This window comes from Streptomyces sp. NPDC127097, from assembly GCF_042724075.1.
Taxonomy (GTDB): Bacteria; Actinomycetota; Actinomycetes; order Streptomycetales; family Streptomycetaceae; genus Streptomyces.
This window is the reverse complement of sequence record NZ_JBHXFI010000001.1, coordinates 262753-280486: the sequence shown is the minus strand read 5'-3', so window position 1 is coordinate 280486 and position 17734 is coordinate 262753. Positions and strand designations below refer to the sequence as shown.

14 protein-coding genes are annotated in these 17734 nt (G+C 72.1%); 7 read left to right on the top strand and 7 right to left on the bottom strand.

Annotated elements, in window-relative coordinates:
* The first annotated feature begins 134 nt into the window (after positions 1–134).
* From mmpB to ACFWJW_RS01285, 5 genes are all read left to right on the top strand, one after another.
* Entirely contained in the window at positions 135–263 is a 129-nt protein-coding gene (gene mmpB, locus ACFWJW_RS01305; RefSeq protein WP_275451766.1) for a morphogenic membrane protein MmpB, read from the top strand.
* Between the two features lie 184 nt (positions 264–447).
* The gene (locus ACFWJW_RS01300) at positions 448–1932 is read left to right on the top strand and encodes a peptidoglycan D,D-transpeptidase FtsI family protein (RefSeq protein WP_387233123.1); all 1485 of its coding nucleotides are present in this window, start codon (positions 448–450) and stop codon (positions 1930–1932) included.
* Positions 1933–1975: 43 nt separating this feature from the next.
* On the top strand, positions 1976–2587 hold the full coding sequence (locus ACFWJW_RS01295; protein ID WP_387233120.1) for a nucleoside triphosphate pyrophosphatase: 612 nt from the start codon (positions 1976–1978) through the stop codon (positions 2585–2587).
* Between the two features lie 94 nt (positions 2588–2681).
* Positions 2682–3512, top strand: coding sequence for an MOSC domain-containing protein (locus tag ACFWJW_RS01290; RefSeq protein WP_387233118.1), 831 nt, complete (start codon positions 2682–2684; stop codon positions 3510–3512).
* 51 nt (positions 3513–3563) lie between these two features.
* Positions 3564–4127, top strand: coding sequence for a DJ-1/PfpI family protein (locus ACFWJW_RS01285; protein ID WP_387233116.1), 564 nt, complete (start codon positions 3564–3566; stop codon positions 4125–4127).
* 37 nt (positions 4128–4164) lie between these two features.
* Here the strand turns inward: ACFWJW_RS01285 and ACFWJW_RS01280 are convergent, their stop codons facing one another.
* The 4 genes from ACFWJW_RS01280 to ACFWJW_RS01265 all read right to left on the bottom strand — a co-directional run bounded on the left by ACFWJW_RS01280 (position 4165) and on the right by ACFWJW_RS01265 (position 10275).
* Entirely contained in the window at positions 4165–6297 is a 2133-nt protein-coding gene (locus tag ACFWJW_RS01280; protein WP_387233113.1) for a protein kinase, read from the bottom strand.
* 60 nt (positions 6298–6357) lie between these two features.
* Entirely contained in the window at positions 6358–8607 is a 2250-nt protein-coding gene (locus ACFWJW_RS01275) for a protein kinase (protein WP_387233110.1), read from the bottom strand.
* A 6-nt stretch (positions 8608–8613) separates the two neighbouring features.
* Positions 8614–9660 carry a serine/threonine protein kinase gene (locus ACFWJW_RS01270; protein ID WP_387233107.1) on the bottom strand — a complete coding sequence of 349 codons (1047 nt, stop codon included), beginning with the start codon at positions 9658–9660 and terminating at the stop codon, positions 8614–8616.
* Positions 9661–9810: 150 nt separating this feature from the next.
* Complete coding sequence (locus ACFWJW_RS01265) at positions 9811–10275, bottom strand: hypothetical protein (protein WP_387233104.1); 465 nt, start codon at positions 10273–10275, stop codon at positions 9811–9813.
* A gap of 511 nt (positions 10276–10786) precedes the next feature.
* On the opposite strand from ACFWJW_RS01265, the gene ACFWJW_RS01260 reads away from it, so the two are divergent.
* Positions 10787–12556, top strand: coding sequence for an acetyl/propionyl/methylcrotonyl-CoA carboxylase subunit alpha (locus ACFWJW_RS01260; RefSeq protein ID WP_387233101.1), 1770 nt, complete (start codon positions 10787–10789; stop codon positions 12554–12556).
* A 130-nt stretch (positions 12557–12686) separates the two neighbouring features.
* Here ACFWJW_RS01260 and ACFWJW_RS01255 read toward each other — a convergent pair whose 3' ends face one another.
* Positions 12687–13871 (bottom strand): alpha/beta hydrolase, encoded by a 1185-nt coding sequence (locus ACFWJW_RS01255; protein WP_387233098.1) that lies wholly within the window; start codon positions 13869–13871, stop codon positions 12687–12689.
* 350 nt (positions 13872–14221) lie between these two features.
* On the opposite strand from ACFWJW_RS01255, the gene ACFWJW_RS01250 reads away from it, so the two are divergent.
* Positions 14222–14857: a TetR/AcrR family transcriptional regulator gene (locus ACFWJW_RS01250; RefSeq protein ID WP_387233097.1), complete on the top strand. Its 636-nt coding sequence runs from the start codon at positions 14222–14224 to the stop codon at positions 14855–14857.
* Positions 14858–14915: 58 nt separating this feature from the next.
* Here ACFWJW_RS01250 and ACFWJW_RS01245 read toward each other — a convergent pair whose 3' ends face one another.
* Together ACFWJW_RS01245 and ACFWJW_RS01240 are read right to left on the bottom strand one after the other, a co-directional pair.
* A complete protein-coding gene (locus tag ACFWJW_RS01245) occupies positions 14916–15902 on the bottom strand; it encodes a DeoR/GlpR family DNA-binding transcription regulator (protein ID WP_387233094.1) in 987 nt (328 codons plus the stop codon).
* Positions 15903–16190: 288 nt separating this feature from the next.
* On the bottom strand, positions 16191–17636 hold the full coding sequence (locus tag ACFWJW_RS01240; protein ID WP_327224872.1) for an NAD(P)H-quinone dehydrogenase: 1446 nt from the start codon (positions 17634–17636) through the stop codon (positions 16191–16193).
* Positions 17637–17734: the final 98 nt, after the last annotated feature.

The following is a 17734-nucleotide window of genomic DNA, read 5'->3' as shown; positions in this document are numbered from 1 at the left end:
TTTTTCCCGGGTCCCGGCGGGGGGCCCCCCGGCCCCCCGGTGGGGGGCTGGTTCCACTTACCCCACCATTCCCCCCGGGCCCCCTTCTCACCCGACCCCCGCCCCCACGCGCGTGATGGGCACAGGATCGATACATGCTGTGGTCAGATCCGCCCGATGAGCCTCCTGAGGAGCTGCGCGATGTGCAGGCCAAGCTCCGCCGGATGGGCATCGTGCTGGCCGTGGCCGTGGTGGTGCTGATGGTCCTGCTCGCGGGGCGGTAGCCGTCCCCGTACGCGGGCGCCGCGCAGTTCCCGTATGCGGGCATCGCGCAGTTCCCGCTGCCGGCGAGGCAACGCTCACAGTTCCCGACCGCAACCGCTTCCCCCGATTTCGCTTCTTTCTCTTTTGACAGCGCAATTCGGGCGTTCGGCCGCCCGTGTGGCAGCCGGACGGAGTGGGAGAGCGATGAACAGGCCGCTGAGGCATATAGCCGTCTTCTGCGGGGCACTGGTGCTGGCCCTGCTGGTGCGCGTGACATGGGTCCAGTTCGTCCAGGCCGACGAGCTCGCCAACGACCCGCACAACCGCCGCGTCAAGATCGAGGCGTTCTCCTACCCGCGCGGCAACATCATCGTCGGCGGCAAGCCGGTCACCGGCTCGGTGGCGACCTCCGGTGACTTCAAGTACAAGCGGACGTACACGAACGGCCCGATGTACGCGCCGGTCACCGGCTTCGCCTCCCAGGCCCAGGGAACGACCTTCCTGGAAGGCATCTACAACAAGGTGCTCAGCGGCAAGGACGACCGGCTCGCCCTCAAGAACGCCAAGGACATCCTCACCGGCGAGAAGCCGCGCGGCGGCGATGTGATCACCACCATCGACCCCAAGGCGCAGAAGGCCGCGTACAAGGGCCTGACCGACCTCAACGCCAAGGGCGCGGTGGTCGCGCTGGACCCGCGCAACGGCAGGGTCCTCGCGCTCGCCTCCACCCCCTCCTACGACCCGTCGGTCTTCACCGGCATCTCCAACGCCGAGGGCCAGAAGTTCAAGGCGCTGGACGCCGACAAGTCCAAGCCGCTGAACAACCGGGCGCTGCGCGAGACCTACGCCCCGGGCTCCACCTTCAAGATCCTCACCGCGGCGGCGGCCCTGGAGCACGGCGTGGTCTCCGACATCGACGCGCCCTCCGGGGCACCCGCCCCGTACCAGCTGCCGCAGAGCACCATGAAGGTCGGGAACGATGTCGCGGGCGCGCCCTGTGACAAGGCTTCGCTGAAGACCGGTATGCAGTGGTCGTGCAACAACGTCTTCCTCGACGCCGCGCTCAAGGTCGGCAAGGACAAGATGCGCGAGACCGCCCAGAAGTTCGGTTTCAACGAGAACGTCTACGACGAGGACCTCGGCGACCTGCTGGCCACCAAGAGCCTCTACCCGTCGAAGCTCGACAAGCCGCAGACCGCGCTGACCGGTATGGGCCAGGGCAGCCTCACCAGCACGCCGATGCAGATGGCGATGGTGGCCGCCGGCCTCGCCAATGACGGCAAGGTGATGATGCCGCACCTGGTCGACGAGGTGCGCGGCTCCGACCTGTCGACGCTGGAGAAGGCCGAGCCGAAGATGATGTCCCAGGCCGTCTCCCCCGACACCGCGAAGAAGGTGCAGGAGATGATGGAGTACACCGCCTCGGAGGGCACCGCCGACAAGGCCAAGATCCCCGGCGTGACCGTCGGCGGCAAGACCGGCACCGCCCAGCACGGCGTGAACGTCAACGACGAGCGCCCCTACGCCTGGTTCGTCTCCTACGCCAAGCAGAGCGACGGCTCCTCCCCGGTCGCGGTGGCCGTCTTCGTCGACCCCAAGGACATGGACATCCCCCGCGCCGAGATCGCCGGCGGCAAGCTGGGCGGGCCGATCGCGAAGTCGGTCATGCAGGCGGTGCTCAACAAGTAGTCCGGCGCCGTCGCGGCGGCGGGGGCTCCGTACGATGGCGGGCATGACCGAAGAGTCCCGCCCCCGCCGTCTCGTCCTCGCCTCCCAGTCCCCCGCCCGGCTGGCCCTGCTGCGCCAGGCCGGGCTGGCCCCCGAGGTCATCGTCAGCGGTGTCGACGAGGACGCGCTCACCGCGCCCACGCCCGGTGAGCTGGCCCGCGTGCTGGCCGAGGCCAAGGCCGAGGCGGTGGCCGGCCGCCCGGAGGCCGCCGGCGCCCTGGTCGTCGGCTGTGACTCGGTCCTGGAGCTGGACGGCCGGGCGCTCGGCAAGCCCGTCGACGCCGAGGACGCCACCGCACGCTGGAAGTCCATGCGCGGCCGCTCCGGCATCCTTCAGACCGGCCACTGCGTGATCGACACCGCGACCGGCCGCCGGGTGGCGGCCACCGCCTCGACCACGGTCCGTTTCGGCGAGCCGACCGACGCGGAGATCGCCGCCTACGTGGAGAGCGGCGAGCCGCTGTTCGTCGCCGGCGCCTTCACCCTCGACGGCCGCTCCGCCCCCTTCATCGACGGCATCGACGGCGACCCCGGCAATGTCATCGGCCTCTCCTTGCCGCTGCTGCGCCGCCTGCTCGCCGACCTGGACGTGGCCATCACCGACCTGTGGACCTGAGCGGCGCAGCCCGCGCCGGGCGGCTCACGGCGGGATACGGCCACCCGCGGCAAAAGGCGGGAACGCGCCGGCGTCCGGCGCCTACGCTGCCCCCATGGCAACAGTCGTCGAACTGATCAGCTACCCCGTCAAGGGCTGCGCGGGCGTCCCGGCGGCCGAGGCGGAACTCACCCCGGCCGGCCTCGCCCACGACCGCAGCTTCCTGGTCGTCGGCCCCGGAGGCGTCTTCCGGAGCCAGCGCAAGGACCCCCGGCTGGCGGTGATCCGGCCGGAGGTCAGCGCCGACGGGGCGCTCCTCACCCTGCACGCGCCGGGCAGCGCCCCCCTCCGCCTGGACATCGACCACGGCACCGGCTCGGCGGCCCGGTCCGAGGTCGAGATGTTCGGTGCGCCGTACCGCGCGGTCGACCAGGGGGACGGGGCGGCCGGCTGGCTGTCCGAAGTCCTGGGCGCGGAGAGCCGGCTGGTGCGCGTCCCGCCCGAGCACGACCGGGTGACCGACGGGCTCACCCCCGGCACCTCCGGCTTCGCCGACAGCAGCGCCCTGCACATCCTCTCCCTGGCCTCCTTCGACGACCTCAACCGCCGGATCACCGCCGCCGGGCGCCCACCGGTCCCGATGGACCGTTTCCGGCCGAACCTCGTGGTGGCCGGCTGGGAGACCCCGCAGACCGAGGACCGGGTGCGACGGGTCACGGTCGGCGGCTGCGAGCTGGGGTTCACCAAACTCGCCATCCGCTGCGCGGTCACCCTCGTCGACCAGACGACGGGCGGCAAGGCCGGGCCCGAACCGCTGCGCACGCTCGCCGCGTACCGGCGGGTGCCCGAGGGCGGGGTGGCGTTCGGATCGAAGTTCTCGGTGGTGGCGACCGGCAAGATGGCGGTGGGCGACGCATTCGAGGTCACCGAGTGGGGAACCGATTGATCCGAAACGACTCGATCGCCCCGGTCGGGTCCGTCATGAGGAGTCCGCACCATGCCGAAGATCCTGCTCATCGCCGGTGACGCCACCGAGGACCTGGAGTTCTTCTACCCCTACCAGCGGCTGCTGGAGGAGGGGTACGAGCCCCGGATCGCGGCCCTCACCCGCAAGAAGCTCCAGTTCGTCGTCCATGACTTCGTCGACAACTTCGACACCTACGTCGAACGCGAGGGCCACTCCTGGCCGTCCGACCTCGCGCTGTCCGAGGTCGATCCGGCCGACTACGCGGCGCTGGTGCTCCCCGGCGGCCGGGCACCCGAGTACCTCCGCAACGACGCCGACTACCGCCGCGTCGTCACCCACTTCTTCGACGCCGACAAGCCCGTCGCCCACATCTGCCACGCGGCCCTCTCCCTGGCCCCGCTCGGCGTCCTCAAGGGCCGCCGCACCTCCGCCTACCCGGCCTGCGCACCGGACGTGGAGCTGGGCGGCGGCACCTTCGTCGACGGCGCCGCGGTGGTCGACGGCAAGGTCGTCTCGGCCCGCGCCTGGCCCGACCACCCCGAGTGGATGCGCGCGTTCCTGGAGGTGCTGCGGGAGCATGCGCCGGTGAAGTAGCGGGCGGGGCGGGGAGGGCGGCGATGGGACGGCGGGGTCAGAACACCGGCAGGGCGTAGAGCGAGTCGTCGTTCATGGCGAAGACGCGGTTGCCGTCGGCCACCAGCCACTGGCGGTCGGCCTCGCCCAGTTCGTACTCCGACACCAGCTTGCCGTCCTCCGCGCTCACCGCGTTGACCTTGTACCCGACATACTCCTCGCCTTCGATCGTCCAGAGGCCGTTCCCCTGAACCACCACGGGCGCATCGACGTTGGAACTCAGCCTGAGGTCCATGACCTTGCTGCCGTCGCGGCGACTGAACTTGTCGGGATAGAAGGTGGGGCTGTCGGTGCTCCCCTCGGGTGTGGCATACACGGCGTCCGCAGTGGCGGTCACCGGGCTCCACTTGGCGATCGGCGACTTCTCGCCCTCGACCGGCAGCATGCGCCTCCTGACCGTCCACCGCTCCTTGCCGTCGGTGATCCTGCGGGCCGTCATCGACAGGCCGTTGAGGTAGACGGTGTCGCCGTAGAGGGCCGGTCGGACGAAGGTGTCGGAGAGGTCGCGCAGGTCCCATACGCGACGGCCGTTGGCGGTGTCGACGGCGAGGACACTGCCGTCGAGGGCGCCCATGACCAGACGGCCATGGGCGGCGATGCCGGGCGAACTGACCTTGGTGCGGAACGGCTTGTCGATCGGCGCGGTCCAGCGGATCTTCGCGTCGGAGCGGCCGACGGCGCGCAGCCGCCTGTCCTTGGTCACCAGGTAGACGGCTTCGTCGTCCGCGGCCAACAACTTCTCCGCCCCGGCGTCGGCGGTCCACCGGCGCTCCCCCGTGGAGGGGACGAAGGTGCGCAGCGTCCCCTTGCCGTCGACGGCGACGAGCAGGCGGTCCGAAAGGGAGAGATAACGGCCGGCCCCCTTGATCTCGGGGGCGGCCCAACGCCGTTTGCCGTCCACGACGTTGTGGGCGGCGATCCCGCCGCCGCGGGTGCCGAAGACGACGACGTCCCGGACGGGCAGGGGTGCGGGGGTGTCCTCGGCGAGGTTGTGCACGGCCCACAGCTCCTTCAGCGTCCCGCCGACGATGAAGTCGCCGTCGTCCGCGTTCAGCAGATGCGCCTCGGGCGTCTTGACGGCGGGCGGGTAGGCGAAGAGGTCGACCTTCTTCCTCCGTGGCTTCGGTGGCCGGGGCCACCAGGCGGCGGCCGCCCCGCCGCCCGCGGTGAGCACCACCCCGCCCGCCGCCAGGCCGGTGAGCAGCCGGCGGCGGGAGACCTGACCGGGGGCCGCACCGCCGTCGAGGGCGGTGGTCAGCTCGTGGATGCCGCTCTCCCGCTCCTTGATCGCCTGGCTCACCGGGCCGCGCCGCCAGGCCCGTTCGGCGCCGCGCGGCGGTGCGAAGTCCGCGGCGATCCGCGCGGGCGTGGGGCGGCCGGCCGGATCCTTGGCCAGGAGGGGGAGGATCAGCGGGCGCAGCGCCTCCGGGACGCCGGTCAGATCGGGCTCGTCGTGCACGACCTTGTACTGGAGGGCGGCGATATGGCTGCCGTCGAAGGCCCGCCGTCCACTGGCCGCGTGGACCAGGACGGCGCCCAGGGAGAAGACGTCGGCGGGGGCGGCGACCCGGCGGCCCATGACCTGTTCGGGGGCGCCGTAGCCCGGGGTCACCGGGACCTGTCCGGTGGTGGTCAGGGTCAGGCCGTGTTCGGGGCGGGCGATGCCGAAGTCGATGATGCGCGGACCGTCCGAGGTCAGCACGATGTTCGGCGGTTTGAGGTCGCGGTGGATCAGGCCGGTGGCGTGGATGTCCGCGAGGGTGTGCGCGAGCGAAGCGGCGAGGGCGCGGACGGCGGGCTCGTCGAACGGGCCGTACGCCTCAACGGCCTCGTCCAGGGTCGGGCCGGCCAGGAACTCGGTGGCGATCCACGGGCGTCCGCCCTCGGTGTCCGTGCCCAGCACCCGGGCCACGCCCTTGCCGGTCACGGCGGTCGCCGCCTGCGCCTCGCGGACGAAGCGGCGGGCGAGGTTCTCCTCACCGGTGAGTTCGGGCCGCAGGACCTTGACCGCGGCGACGGTGCCGTCGGTGTCCTGGCCGACGTAGACCTTGCCCATGCCGCCCTCGCCGAGCACGCCGAGCAGGCGGTACGGGCCGAGGCGGAGCGGGTCGCCGGTGCCGAGCGGTTTCATGGGGGGTGTCCTTCATACGAGTTCGCGGCCGGTGCGGGCCTCGGGGCAGGGGTGGCGGCTTCAGCGGAGCGGGAAGCCGGCGAGGAAGTCGGGGCCGGACGCGATGACCATCCGGCTCTTCTCATGGGCGAGGAACTTCTTCCCGCTGGTCTTGTACAGCTGCTCGGTGGTGTGCGAGGTGAGGCCGACGGCCCGGAGGAACTTGCCGGTGAGGCTGTACGAGTAGGCGTACTCGGAGCCGATCACGGGGCGGACGAGGTGGTCCGCCGACGTGCCCTCCCAGCTCTTCTCCGTCCACCGCGGCTTCCCGCCGCCGGTGTCGAACGCGACCAGTCCGAGGTCCTCCTCCACCGCGTACAGCACACCGTCTTTGAGGACCGGCGGCCCGTACGTCTTCCCGGGGCGGGTGCCGGAGGTGTCCCACACCTGGCCGCCGTCGCTCAGCCGCAGCGCCCGCAACGGGCCGTGGCCCAGGTAGAGATGCTTGTCATCGGCTGTCAACGGGTCCCGTACGAGCCGCCGGTCGACGCCCTTCCACGGCTTGTCCCAGACGGTCTTCCCGGTGCGGAGGTCGCGGGCGACGATCCGGACCTTGGCGTCGTTCATCTGCTGGAGGATCACCAGGAGGTTGCCGACGACCTTGGCGGACAGCACGTGGTGCTCATTGCTCTTGGCGGAACGGAACGGCAGTGGGTCCAGCCACTTCCGGCTCCCGTTGGCGAGGTCGAGTGCCATCACGAACCAGGGGAGCTCGCGTTCGTACCTCTTGACCTTGCCGCGGGAGACCGCCAGATAGGCCGTGTCGTCGGCGACGGCCAGCAGCCGGCTGATGAGGCCGTAGTAGTCCTGGTCGTCCGACACCGGGGCGAGGTGTCTGCCTTCCTTGCCCGTGGTCAGGTCGACGCGGGCGAGGAACCACGAGACGGACTGCGGGAAGGCGCTGCCCTCCGCCCCTTCCTCGGCCCGCGCGATCCGGTAGACGTGGGTGCCGTCCGAGGCGACCTCCCAGCTCTCGTCGTAGGACAGCGAGAACGTCCACCGCGTCGCACCGGACTTCGCGTCCACCCCGCGCGCCTCGGCGTCGGACACCATGACGACCTGGTCACCGGCCACCAGGGGCACGTCGGGATTCTGGTCGTCATCGGGACCACTGATCTGCTTCTGCCACAGCGAGTCCAGCTTTTTCTTCTTCACTGCGCTGACGCTCGGCCCCGGCTTCGGCTTGGTGTACCCCGGCCCGGTGGCCGGCCCCGGCGCCGCCTCGCCCCGCCCCAGCCAGGCCCACACCCCCGCCCCGGCGCCCGCGACGCCGAGTACCGAGCCCGCGCCCGCCGTCAGCAGCCCCCGGCGGGACAGCCCGCGGGCGGCGGGGACATCGGCGGACGGCACGGTCACCGGCTGGCCGGGCGGTGCGGGCAGCCGCTGCGGCACCAGCTGCCAGACCTCGCTCGCCCGCCGGCCGATCTCGGCGAGTACCACGTCCGGCAGATGGTCGGCGAACTCCCCGTCACCGTCGTGGAGTTGAGCCGCCAGCTCGGTGGTCGTCGGGCGCTCGGCGGGGTCCTTGGCCAGCGCGCGGGACAGGACCGGGACGAGAGCGGCCGGCAGGCCGGTGAGGTCGGGCTCGCGGTAGCGGACGCGGTAGAGGAGGTCGGCGGGCTGTCCGTCGCCGAACGGGCCGCGGCCGGTGGCGGCGAAGACCAGGACCCCGGCGAGCGCGAAGACATCGCCGGCCGGGGTGTGCTCCTGCCCGGTGGCCTGCTCGGGCGACATGAACGCCGGGGTGCCGATCGCGGCGCCCGTGTGGGTCAGCCGGTCGTCGCCGAGGGCGCGGGCGATACCGAAGTCGATGACCTTCGGGCCGTGCGCCGTGATCATGATGTTCGACGGCTTGAGGTCACGGTGCACGACCTCCGAGTGGTGGAGCTGGCCGAGCGCCCCGCACAGCGCCGCCCCCAGGGCACGCACCGACGCCTCGGGCAGCGGGCCGGCCGGCTCCACCGCCTCGTCGAGCGGCGGGCCGAGCACGTACTCGGTGGCCATCCAGGGGGTTTCGGCGAGCGGATCGGCCTCGACGACCTGGGCGCCGTATTGGCCGCCGAGGACCCGGGCGGCATCGGCCTCCAGCCGGAAGCGGGTGCGGAATTCGGTGGTGGTGGCGATCCGGGCGTGCATCGTCTTGAGTGCGACGGTCCGGCCGCCCGGGGAGCGGGCCAGATAGACGGTGCCCATACCGCCGCTGCCCAGCCGGGCGAGGAGGCGGTAGCCGCCCAGACCGGGCGGGTCGTCATGGGCGAGGGGGAACGGCATGGCGGGTCAGTCCTGTGGGACGGGCGGAACCGGGAGGGTGGCGGCGAGCAGCCCGGCCGACTGGCGGGCGAGCGCGGCGATGATCCGGCCGGGCAGCCAGCCGGGACCGAGCAGCGCGGCGGCACGGCCGGCCGGTTCCGCGGAGCGGAGGAGCACGGTGTCGGGGGACGGTCCGGAAGCAGGGGCGGGTGCGGACGGCGCGGGGGCCGGATCCCCGGAACGCAGGAGCACGGTGTCGGAGGGCAGCGGTCCGGAAGCCGGGGCGGGCGGCTCGGGGGCGGGGCCGCCCGCACCGAGGAGATCAAGCAGTTCGGCGGGGCGCGGGCGGGCCGCCGGGTCCCGGGACAGACAGGCCGTGACGACGGTCCGCAGGCCGGCCGGGAGCTCTTCCCGCTCGGGCACGGTGTAGCCGGTGGCGGCATAGGCGAGCGTCGCGCCGAGCGCGTAGACGTCGCCCGCCGGCTGCGGCCGCCCGCCCGCCGCCTCTTCCGGCGGCAGGCTGCCCGACTCCAGACCGGGCAGCCCGGAGCGCGCCGCGCCGTCCCCGGCGGCGGCCCGTACCGCCCCGAAGCAGGTCAGCCGGGGCCCGTCGGCCGCCAGCAGCACGGCCGCGGGTGACCCGCCGGCATGGGCCAGGCCCTGGCCGTGCCCGATGGCCAGGGTCTCCACGAGGGCGGCGCCGAGGGCCCGTACGGTGCCCTCGGGCAGCGGGCCGCCGTGCACGGTGAGCGCGGCGGGCAGCGGGAGCACGGGCACATACGGGCGGGCGTGCCAGGGCGCGTCACCGGGGGCGGCGACCTCGGTGGCCGGTGAGGACCAGGGGCCGAGCAGATAGCGCGAGGTCTCCGCCTCGGCCAGGAACCGGCCGGGGTCGGCGCCCGGCAGCGGCGCGCCGATCAGGACCGTACGGTCCCCGTCCGCGCTCCGTCCGATGAACCGCCGTTCCGGTACGGGTATGCCGGACGCTTCGTCATCCAGCCCCCTCAACACCGTGTAGGGCCCTATGACGCTCCCGCGCGCCCGGCCCCCCGCACCCGCGACAGATGCAGGCATGCACACCATCCCCCGTGTGTCTACGACATCGCCCGCAGAGCCTACCCGGGCGTGTCGCACGGCCCCGAGGGGAGTCGATCCGCCCCGGAACAAGGGGAGTTCGGGCCCGGCGGGACCGCTCGGCCCGCCGCCGGACGGGAAGCGAGGGGGTCAGGCGGACGTGGGAGCCACCGGCGGTGCGCCGTTCGGGGTGTTTTCGGCGTTTCCGTGCGCATCCCCCGAAAGGCCCTCGCCGTACGCCATCAGCGTCAGCACCAGCAGCCCCAGCACGACCATCATCGCGAGGAAGGCGACCCAGCCGACCAGGCCGACGGCGAAGGCGCCCAGCATGCCGTGCACCACCGCGCAGCTGATGAGGGCGATACGGGTGAAACCGCCGGGGGCGCGGTCGCGCAGCGCGCAGCGGATCAGGACGACCGCGCAGAACAGCAGGTAGAGGCCGAAGAGAATGCCCCCTACCCAGGAGCCGGTGGACATCGCGCGGGGCTGGAGCCCGGCCAGCGACATCTGCTGGCGGTCCACGACGATGCTCAGAATCCAGTTCAGCAGCACGATCCCGAACGCCTCCAGGATCAGTACCACCGCCGCGGCCAAGGCCACCGGCCGTCGTGCCACCCGCACCTCGTCCACCCACTTCCGCCGTTCGCCCCGCCCGATGCGCCATGTGGGCGCCTGTTGCCGCCGTTACCCCTGTTACCCATGGGTACCGAAGGACATCGGGCACGCTACTGGGGGTCCCCCCTGCTCGTGAAGAGCTCGGGGGAGGGTAATCGTGGGGCAAGGGTTGTGCGCGGGCCGGTGTGGACGACTGCGGCAGGAGGCGACGGCGCGCCGACGGACGGAGTCGACCGCAAAGTTTCCTTCGCCCATTCGTAGGGACTCCACAAAGAATTGACGATCCGCTGGACGCCCGAAGTTCGAGACCTAGGCCACACCAGGACCCGAGCCGGAGCCCAGGAATCCGGGCCTACCCTGGGATACCAGGGGACTTAGGTTCCTCACTGGCGCCCCGAGCACACTCCGTGTGGGCAAGCTCACCCCAGGGAACGGGTCGGCACGCGGTGTCGCCAGTCCCTAAAATCGCGGCATCCAATAGATGCGGCGAAGCGCCAAGGAAGGACCCATCGTGCGCAAGGTGCTCATCGCCAACCGTGGCGAAATCGCTGTTCGCGTTGCCCGTGCTTGCCGGGACGCGGGGATCGGCAGCGTAGCCGTCTACGCCGACCCCGACCGGGACGCACTGCACGTACGCGCGGCAGACGAGGCGTACGCCTTGGGCGGTGACACTCCTGCCACCAGTTACCTGGACATCGCCAAGGTCCTGGCGGCCGCCGCCGATTCGGGCGCGGACGCCATCCACCCCGGGTACGGCTTCCTGTCGGAGAACGCCGAGTTCGCGCAGGCCGTCCTGGACGCCGGGCTGACGTGGATCGGCCCGCCCCCGCAGGCCATCCGTGACCTCGGTGACAAGGTCGCCGCGCGGCACATCGCCCAGCGGGCCGGTGCGCCGCTGGTCGCCGGCACGCCCGACCCGGTCTCCGGCTCGGAGGAGGTCGTGGCCTTCGCCAAGGAGCACGGCCTGCCCATCGCGATCAAGGCGGCCTTCGGTGGCGGCGGCCGCGGCCTGAAGGTGGCCCGGACGCTCGAAGAGGTTCCGGAGCTGTATGACTCCGCGGTGCGCGAGGCGGTGGCCGCGTTCGGCCGCGGCGAGTGCTTCGTCGAGCGTTACCTGGACCGTCCGCGGCATGTCGAGACCCAGTGCCTGGCCGACAAGCACGGCAATGTGGTCGTGGTCTCGACCCGTGACTGCTCGCTCCAGCGCCGCCACCAGAAGCTGGTGGAGGAGGCCCCGGCCCCGTTCCTGACGCAGGAGCAGAACGCCGAGCTGTACCGCGCGTCCAAGGCCATCCTCAAGGAGGCCGGCTACGAGGGCGCCGGCACCTGCGAATTCCTGGTCGGTCAGGACGGCACGATCTCCTTCCTGGAGGTCAACACCCGGCTCCAGGTCGAGCACCCGGTCACCGAGGAGGTCACCGGCCTGGACCTGGTCCGCGAGATGTTCCGGATCGCCGACGGCGAGAAGCTCGGCTACGACGACCCGGCGGTCCGCGGCCACTCCTTCGAGTTCCGGATCAACGGCGAGGACCCGGGCCGCAACTTCCTCCCGGCCCCCGGCACGGTCACGAAGTTCGACGGGCCGTCCGGCCCCGGCGTCCGCCTGGACGCGGGCGTGGAGTCCGGCAGCGTCATCGGCCCGGCCTGGGACTCGCTGCTGGCCAAGCTGATCGTCACCGGCGCCACCCGTCAGCAGGCCCTCCAGCGCGCCGCGCGGGCGCTGGCGGAGTTCACCGTCGAGGGCATGGCCACCGCCATCCCCTTCCACCGCACGGTCGTCCAGGACCCGGCGTTCGCCCCCGAACTCACCGGCTCCGCCGACCCGTTCACGGTCCACACCCGCTGGATCGAGACCGAGTTCGTCAACGAGATCCCCCCGTTCGCCGCCCCCGGCGTGGACGAGGGCGAGGCCGACAGCCGCGAGACGGTCGTCGTCGAGGTCGGCGGCAAGCGCCTGGAGGTCTCGCTGCCGTCCTCGCTGGGCATGCCGCTGGCCCGGGCCGCGGTCGCCGGCGGTGCCAAGCCGAAGCGGAAGGCCGCCAAGAAGTCCGGCAGCGCCGCCTCCGGCGATGCGCTCGCCTCCCCGATGCAGGGCACCATCGTCAAGGTCGCCGTCGAGGAGGGCCAGCAGGTCACCGAGGGCGAGCTGGTCGTCGTCCTGGAGGCGATGAAGATGGAGCAGCCGCTCAACGCGCACCGCTCCGGCACCATCAAGGGCCTGACCGCCGAGGTCGGCGCGGCGCTCACGTCCGGCGCGGTGATCTGCGAGATCAAGGACTGACCGACGCCCGACGGCATTCCCCCAGACGGACGAGGGGCTCCCGGCACGCTGCCGGGGGCCCCTCGCGTCCGTTCAGGGCACGCGTCCGTTCAGGGCACACATCCGTCAGGGCACGCATCCGCCAGGGCCCCTACGAGTTCCCCACCACATCGTCCGGAAAGCTCAGCGACCGGCCCATCCATTCGAGCGCGGCGGGCAGTTCGCGTCGCCAGGTGGCGAAGTTGTGGCTGCCGTGGTTGAGGACGACGGATTCCGCCCGCATCGGCGGTTTGACGGCGGCGAGGAACTCCTTGGCCGCCGGATAGTTCTTCTCGCCGGTGCGGCTGGTGCCCACCAGAACGCTCACCCGGGGTGCCGGCAGATGCCGCAGACGCCACATCAGATCGTGCTCCTGGCGGCGGCGCACCCGGTCCCGTCCCTCCCCGAAGAGGTTGCCGGTCGTGGCGTCGTTGCTGACCCGGTAGTCGGGCGACAGGGCGGCCGCCGCGGTGTACGTACGGTCGTGCCGCATGGCGAGCTGGAGGGCGCAGCTGCCCCCCGAGGAGTAGCCCAGCAGGCCCCAGGCGCCGGGGTCGTGGCCGACGCGGTAGTGCGACCGGAGCGCGTCCGGCACATCGCGGGCGAAGAACGTCTCGGCCTGCGGACCGCCCGGCACATCGACGCACTGGGTGTCGCGCGGCGGGGCGATGGTGGGCCGCAGCATCACGATGACCGTCGGCTGCATCGTGCCGGCCCGGATCAGCCGCCCGGCGGTCTGCGGCAGCCGCAGATGCTGGCCCAGCAGGAAGGTGCCGCCGGGGTAGCCGCTGAGCGCGACGACGACCGGGAACCGCTGGCGGGCGTACCCCTGCTGGAAGTACTGCGGCGGCAGATAGACGTACGCCGGGTTCACCGCCCGGGTCCGCTTCCCGACGATCCGTACGGTCTCGACCTTCCCGGCCTGCTCCGGCGCCCCCTTCGGCAGACCGTGCACCTTGTCCAGCCCCTCCGGCCCCGAGGGCTGCACCAGGCCCTTCGACGGGTCGCCGACGGGCCCGGCCGTCCCCTGGTCGCCCCATTTGCCGACGGCGGCCGGGGCGTCGTCGTACAGGCCGAGCAGCTCGTGCCACGACCCGTAGAACTGGAAGTTGGCGTTCACCACGAGGCCGAGCGCCGCCACGATGGCCAGCTGGGTCGTGACGATCGAGCCGAGCCGCCCCAGCAGCGCCCGCGGCCCGCGCCCGGCGAACCGCGGCCACAGCCAGAGCGTGAGACCCACACAGACCACGGCGACCGCGATCATGGCGTACAACAGCGATCGGCTGGTCAGTCCCATGACGTTTTCCTCAGATGTCCCGCGCCGCGCCCGCTTCCCCGGCGGTTCGTCACGGCGTCCTCCCCGGTCCCCCGGAACACCCCGGAAGACCTCATTGCGCCTGGTTTGATGGCGCTTGCCGGCCCGGCGTTGCGGGGCCGCCGAGGTGTTCGGCCGCGTGCCCACCGGAGGATGCCGGGACTTCATCCCAGGTCTGCCGGACGGCCACCGGGCGGGCGCGGCGGGACCGTGCCGGCCATACGGAGGGGCGGTCCGGAAAGCCTTGCCCACCGCACCGGGACAGCCGCCGAGGACGCAATGGCATCCTGGAGCCACCGGGCCGCAACCGGCCGGGTCGAGGGAGGACGGCGATGGCGACCGAGACGGCAGGGCAGCCGCAGACGAGGGGCCCCGCGGCGACCGCACCGGCGCGGACGCCTGACGTACGCCCCATGCGGGCCGATGCCCGCCGCAACTACGAGCGGCTGCTGACCGAGGCCCGTACGGCCTTCACCGAGCACGGCACGGACACCTCGCTGGAGGACATCGCCCGCCGCGCCGGCGTCGGTATCGGCACCCTCTACCGCCACTTCCCCAACCGGACCGCCCTGATGGGCGCGGTCTTCCAGGGCGAGGTGGACGCCCTCTTGGCGCACGCCAGGGAGCTGGCCGACGCGCCGCAGCCGTGCGCCGCGCTGGTCGAGTGGCTGCGCGCGATCATCACCCACGCCACCACCTACCGCGGGCTGTCCCGTGCGCTGATGACGGCATCGGCGGACGACAGCTCGGGCATGGCCCGGTGCAGCGTGCCGATGCGGGAGGCCGGCGGGGCGCTGCTGACCCGGGCCCAGCAGGCCGGGGCCGTACGCCCGGATGTGAGCATCAGCGATCTGATGCAGCTGACCAACGGCATCGCCCTGGCCGCCGAGGAATCCCCGGACGACCCCCAGCTCGCCGACCGGCTGCTGACGCTCACGCTGCGCGGGCTGAAGGCGGACCACCGCTGACCAGCGGTCCGCTGCGCCGGGCCGGCGCGCCACGGTGACGCGCCCCCGACGTCTGCGCTCAGCGCCGCCGTGGTGCCAGATCGGCGACCCGGCCGCCGGCAGCCTCACTCAGGGACGGGGCCGAGCGGAGCTGTGGACCGCCGGCCCCGCCGCCCGGCGCATGGCTGCGCCGCTGGCCCGGGAGCGGGACGTCCCGCCGGGGCCCTCTGCGGTCCCCCTGGCCGGCGTCCCGCCCCGGCTGCCCGGGCCCGTGGCCCACGCCCGAGCCGTTGGCGACGGCGATCTGGACGCCCTGATCGGCCAGCGCCTGGAGTTCCGTGGCGGCGCGGTCGTCATGGCCCGGCGGCTCGTCCGTGACCAGCCGCGTGATCACATCCGTGGGCACGGTCTGGAACATGGTGTCGGAGCCGAGCTTGGTGTGGTCGGTGAGCACCACCACCTCCCCCGCCGCCTGCACCAGCGCCCGGTCGACGCTGGCGGAGAGCATGTTGGACGTGGACAGCCCGCGCTCGGCGGTCAGCCCACTGCCCGACAGGAAGGCGCGGGAGACCCGCAGACCCTGGAGGGACTGTTCGGCACCGCTGCCGACCAGCGCGTAGTTGGAGCCGCGCAGGGTGCCGCCGGTCATCACGACCTCGACGCGGTTGGCATGGGCCAACGCCTGGGCGACCAGCAGCGAGTTGGTGACGACGGTCAGGCCGGGGACCCGCGCGAGCCGGCGGGCCAGCTCCTGCGTGGTCGTTCCGGCGCCGACGACGATGGCCTCGCCCTCTTCGACGAAGCCGGCCGCGAGATCGGCGATGGCCGTCTTCTCCGCGGTCGCTAGATGGGATTTCTGTGGGAATCCTGATTCGCGGGTAAAGCCTCCCGGCAGGACCGCACCGCCGTGCCGGCGGTCGAGCAGTCCTTCTGCCTCCAGCGCCCGCACGTCCCGCCGTACGGTTACTTCGGAGGTCTGGACGACGCGGGCGAGCTCCCGGAGCGATACGGCTCCATTGGCGCGCACCATTTCAAGGATCAATTGGCGACGTTCTGCAGCGAACACGAAACTGACAGTAACGCCAACGACCGTCTGTTTTCAGCAGGTTGCACCAATTAACGGAAGTTGTACGCACCGCGGAGCGTGACGTGGTATGCGGTCTGCATATGTCGTGCGGATGTCGAACTACCGGGCGGGACGAGCCGCTTGACCGCTGGTCAGTCGCCTTGCCGGGGCCCGCGGCGGCCGGGACCGGAGCAGCCCGGTCCCGGTCCGATGCAGGGACGTTTCATCCCCAGTGCGCACGGCGGGCACGAACATTCGAATCGGCCGCCGCCGGTCCGGCACCCTCGGTTACTCGCTGGCGGCCTTGCGCGTGTGCAGCTGGCGGGCGACCTCGGCGATCGAGCCGGACAGCGACGGGTAGACCGTGAAGGCGTTGGCGATCTGCTCGACGGTCAGATTGTTGTCGACCGCGATCGAGATGGGATGGATCAGCTCACTGGCGCGCGGGGACACGACCACACCGCCGACGACGATGCCCGTACCGGGGCGGCAGAACAGCTTCACGAAGCCGTCGCGGATGCCCTGCATCTTGGCGCGCGGGTTGCGCAGCAGCGGAAGCTTGACGACCCGGGCGTCGATCCGGCCGCTGTCGACGTCGGCCTGGGAGTAACCGACGGTGGCGATCTCCGGGTCGGTGAAGACGTTGGCGGAGACCGTCTTGAGGTTCAGCGGGGTGACCGCGTCACCGAGGAAGTGGTACATCGCGATCCGGCCCTGCATCGCGGCGACGGACGCCAGCGCGAAGACGCCGGTGCAGTCGCCGGCCGCGTACACGCCCTGGGCGCTGGTGCGGGAGACCTTGTCGGTCCAGATGTGGCCGGAGTCGGTGAGCTTGACGCCGGCCGCTTCCAGGCCGATCCCGTCGGTGTTGGGGATGGAGCCGACCGCCATCAGGCAGTGCGTACCGGAGATCATGCGGCCGTCGGCCAGGGTGACCTCGACGCGGTCGCCGACCCGTTTGGCGGACTGGGCCCGGGAGCGCGACATGACGTTCATGCCGCGGCGGCGGAAGACGTCCTCCAGGACGGCGGCGGCGTCCGGGTCCTCGCCCGGCAGCACGCGGTCCCGGGAGGAGACGAGGGTGACGCGGGAACCGAGCGCCTGGTAGGCACCGGCGAACTCGGCACCGGTGACACCGGAACCCACCACGATCAGCTCTTCGGGCAGCTCGTCGAGGTCGTAGACCTGCGTCCAGTTCAGGATGCGCTCGCCGTCGGGGAGCGCGTCCGGGATCTCGCGGGGGTGCGCGCCGGTGGCGATCAGCACCGCGTCCGCGATCAGCCCCTCCGAGGTGCCGTCGGCGGCGGTGACCGTCACCTTGCGGGAGCCGTCCGGCGCTTGGCCCGGCTCCAGCCGCCCGCGGCCGCGCATGACCCGGCCGCCGGCGCGGGTCACGGACGCGGTGATGTCATGCGACTGGGCGAGTGCGAGGCGCTTGACCCGTCGGTTGACCTTGCCGAGGTCGACGCCGACGACCCGGGCGGGCCGGTCCACGTGCGGAGTGTCGTCCTCGACGATGATGCCGAGCTCCTCATAGGAGGAGTCGAAGGTGGTCATCACCTCGGCCGTGGCGATCAGAGTCTTCGACGGCACGCAGTCGGTCAGCACCGATGCCCCGCCCAGACCGTCGCAGTCGACGACGGTCACCTCCGCGCCGAGAGAAGCCGCCACCAGGGCCGCTTCGTATCCGCCGGGTCCGCCACCGATGATCACGATCCGAGTCACGTACTCCATTGTCCCGCACGCCGGTACGTCACTCTCGTCCGGGGGCATCCTCCGTGCCTGAGGGGCTCCGGAGCGCGCTCCACCTGGGCTACCGTCCGGACCTCCGC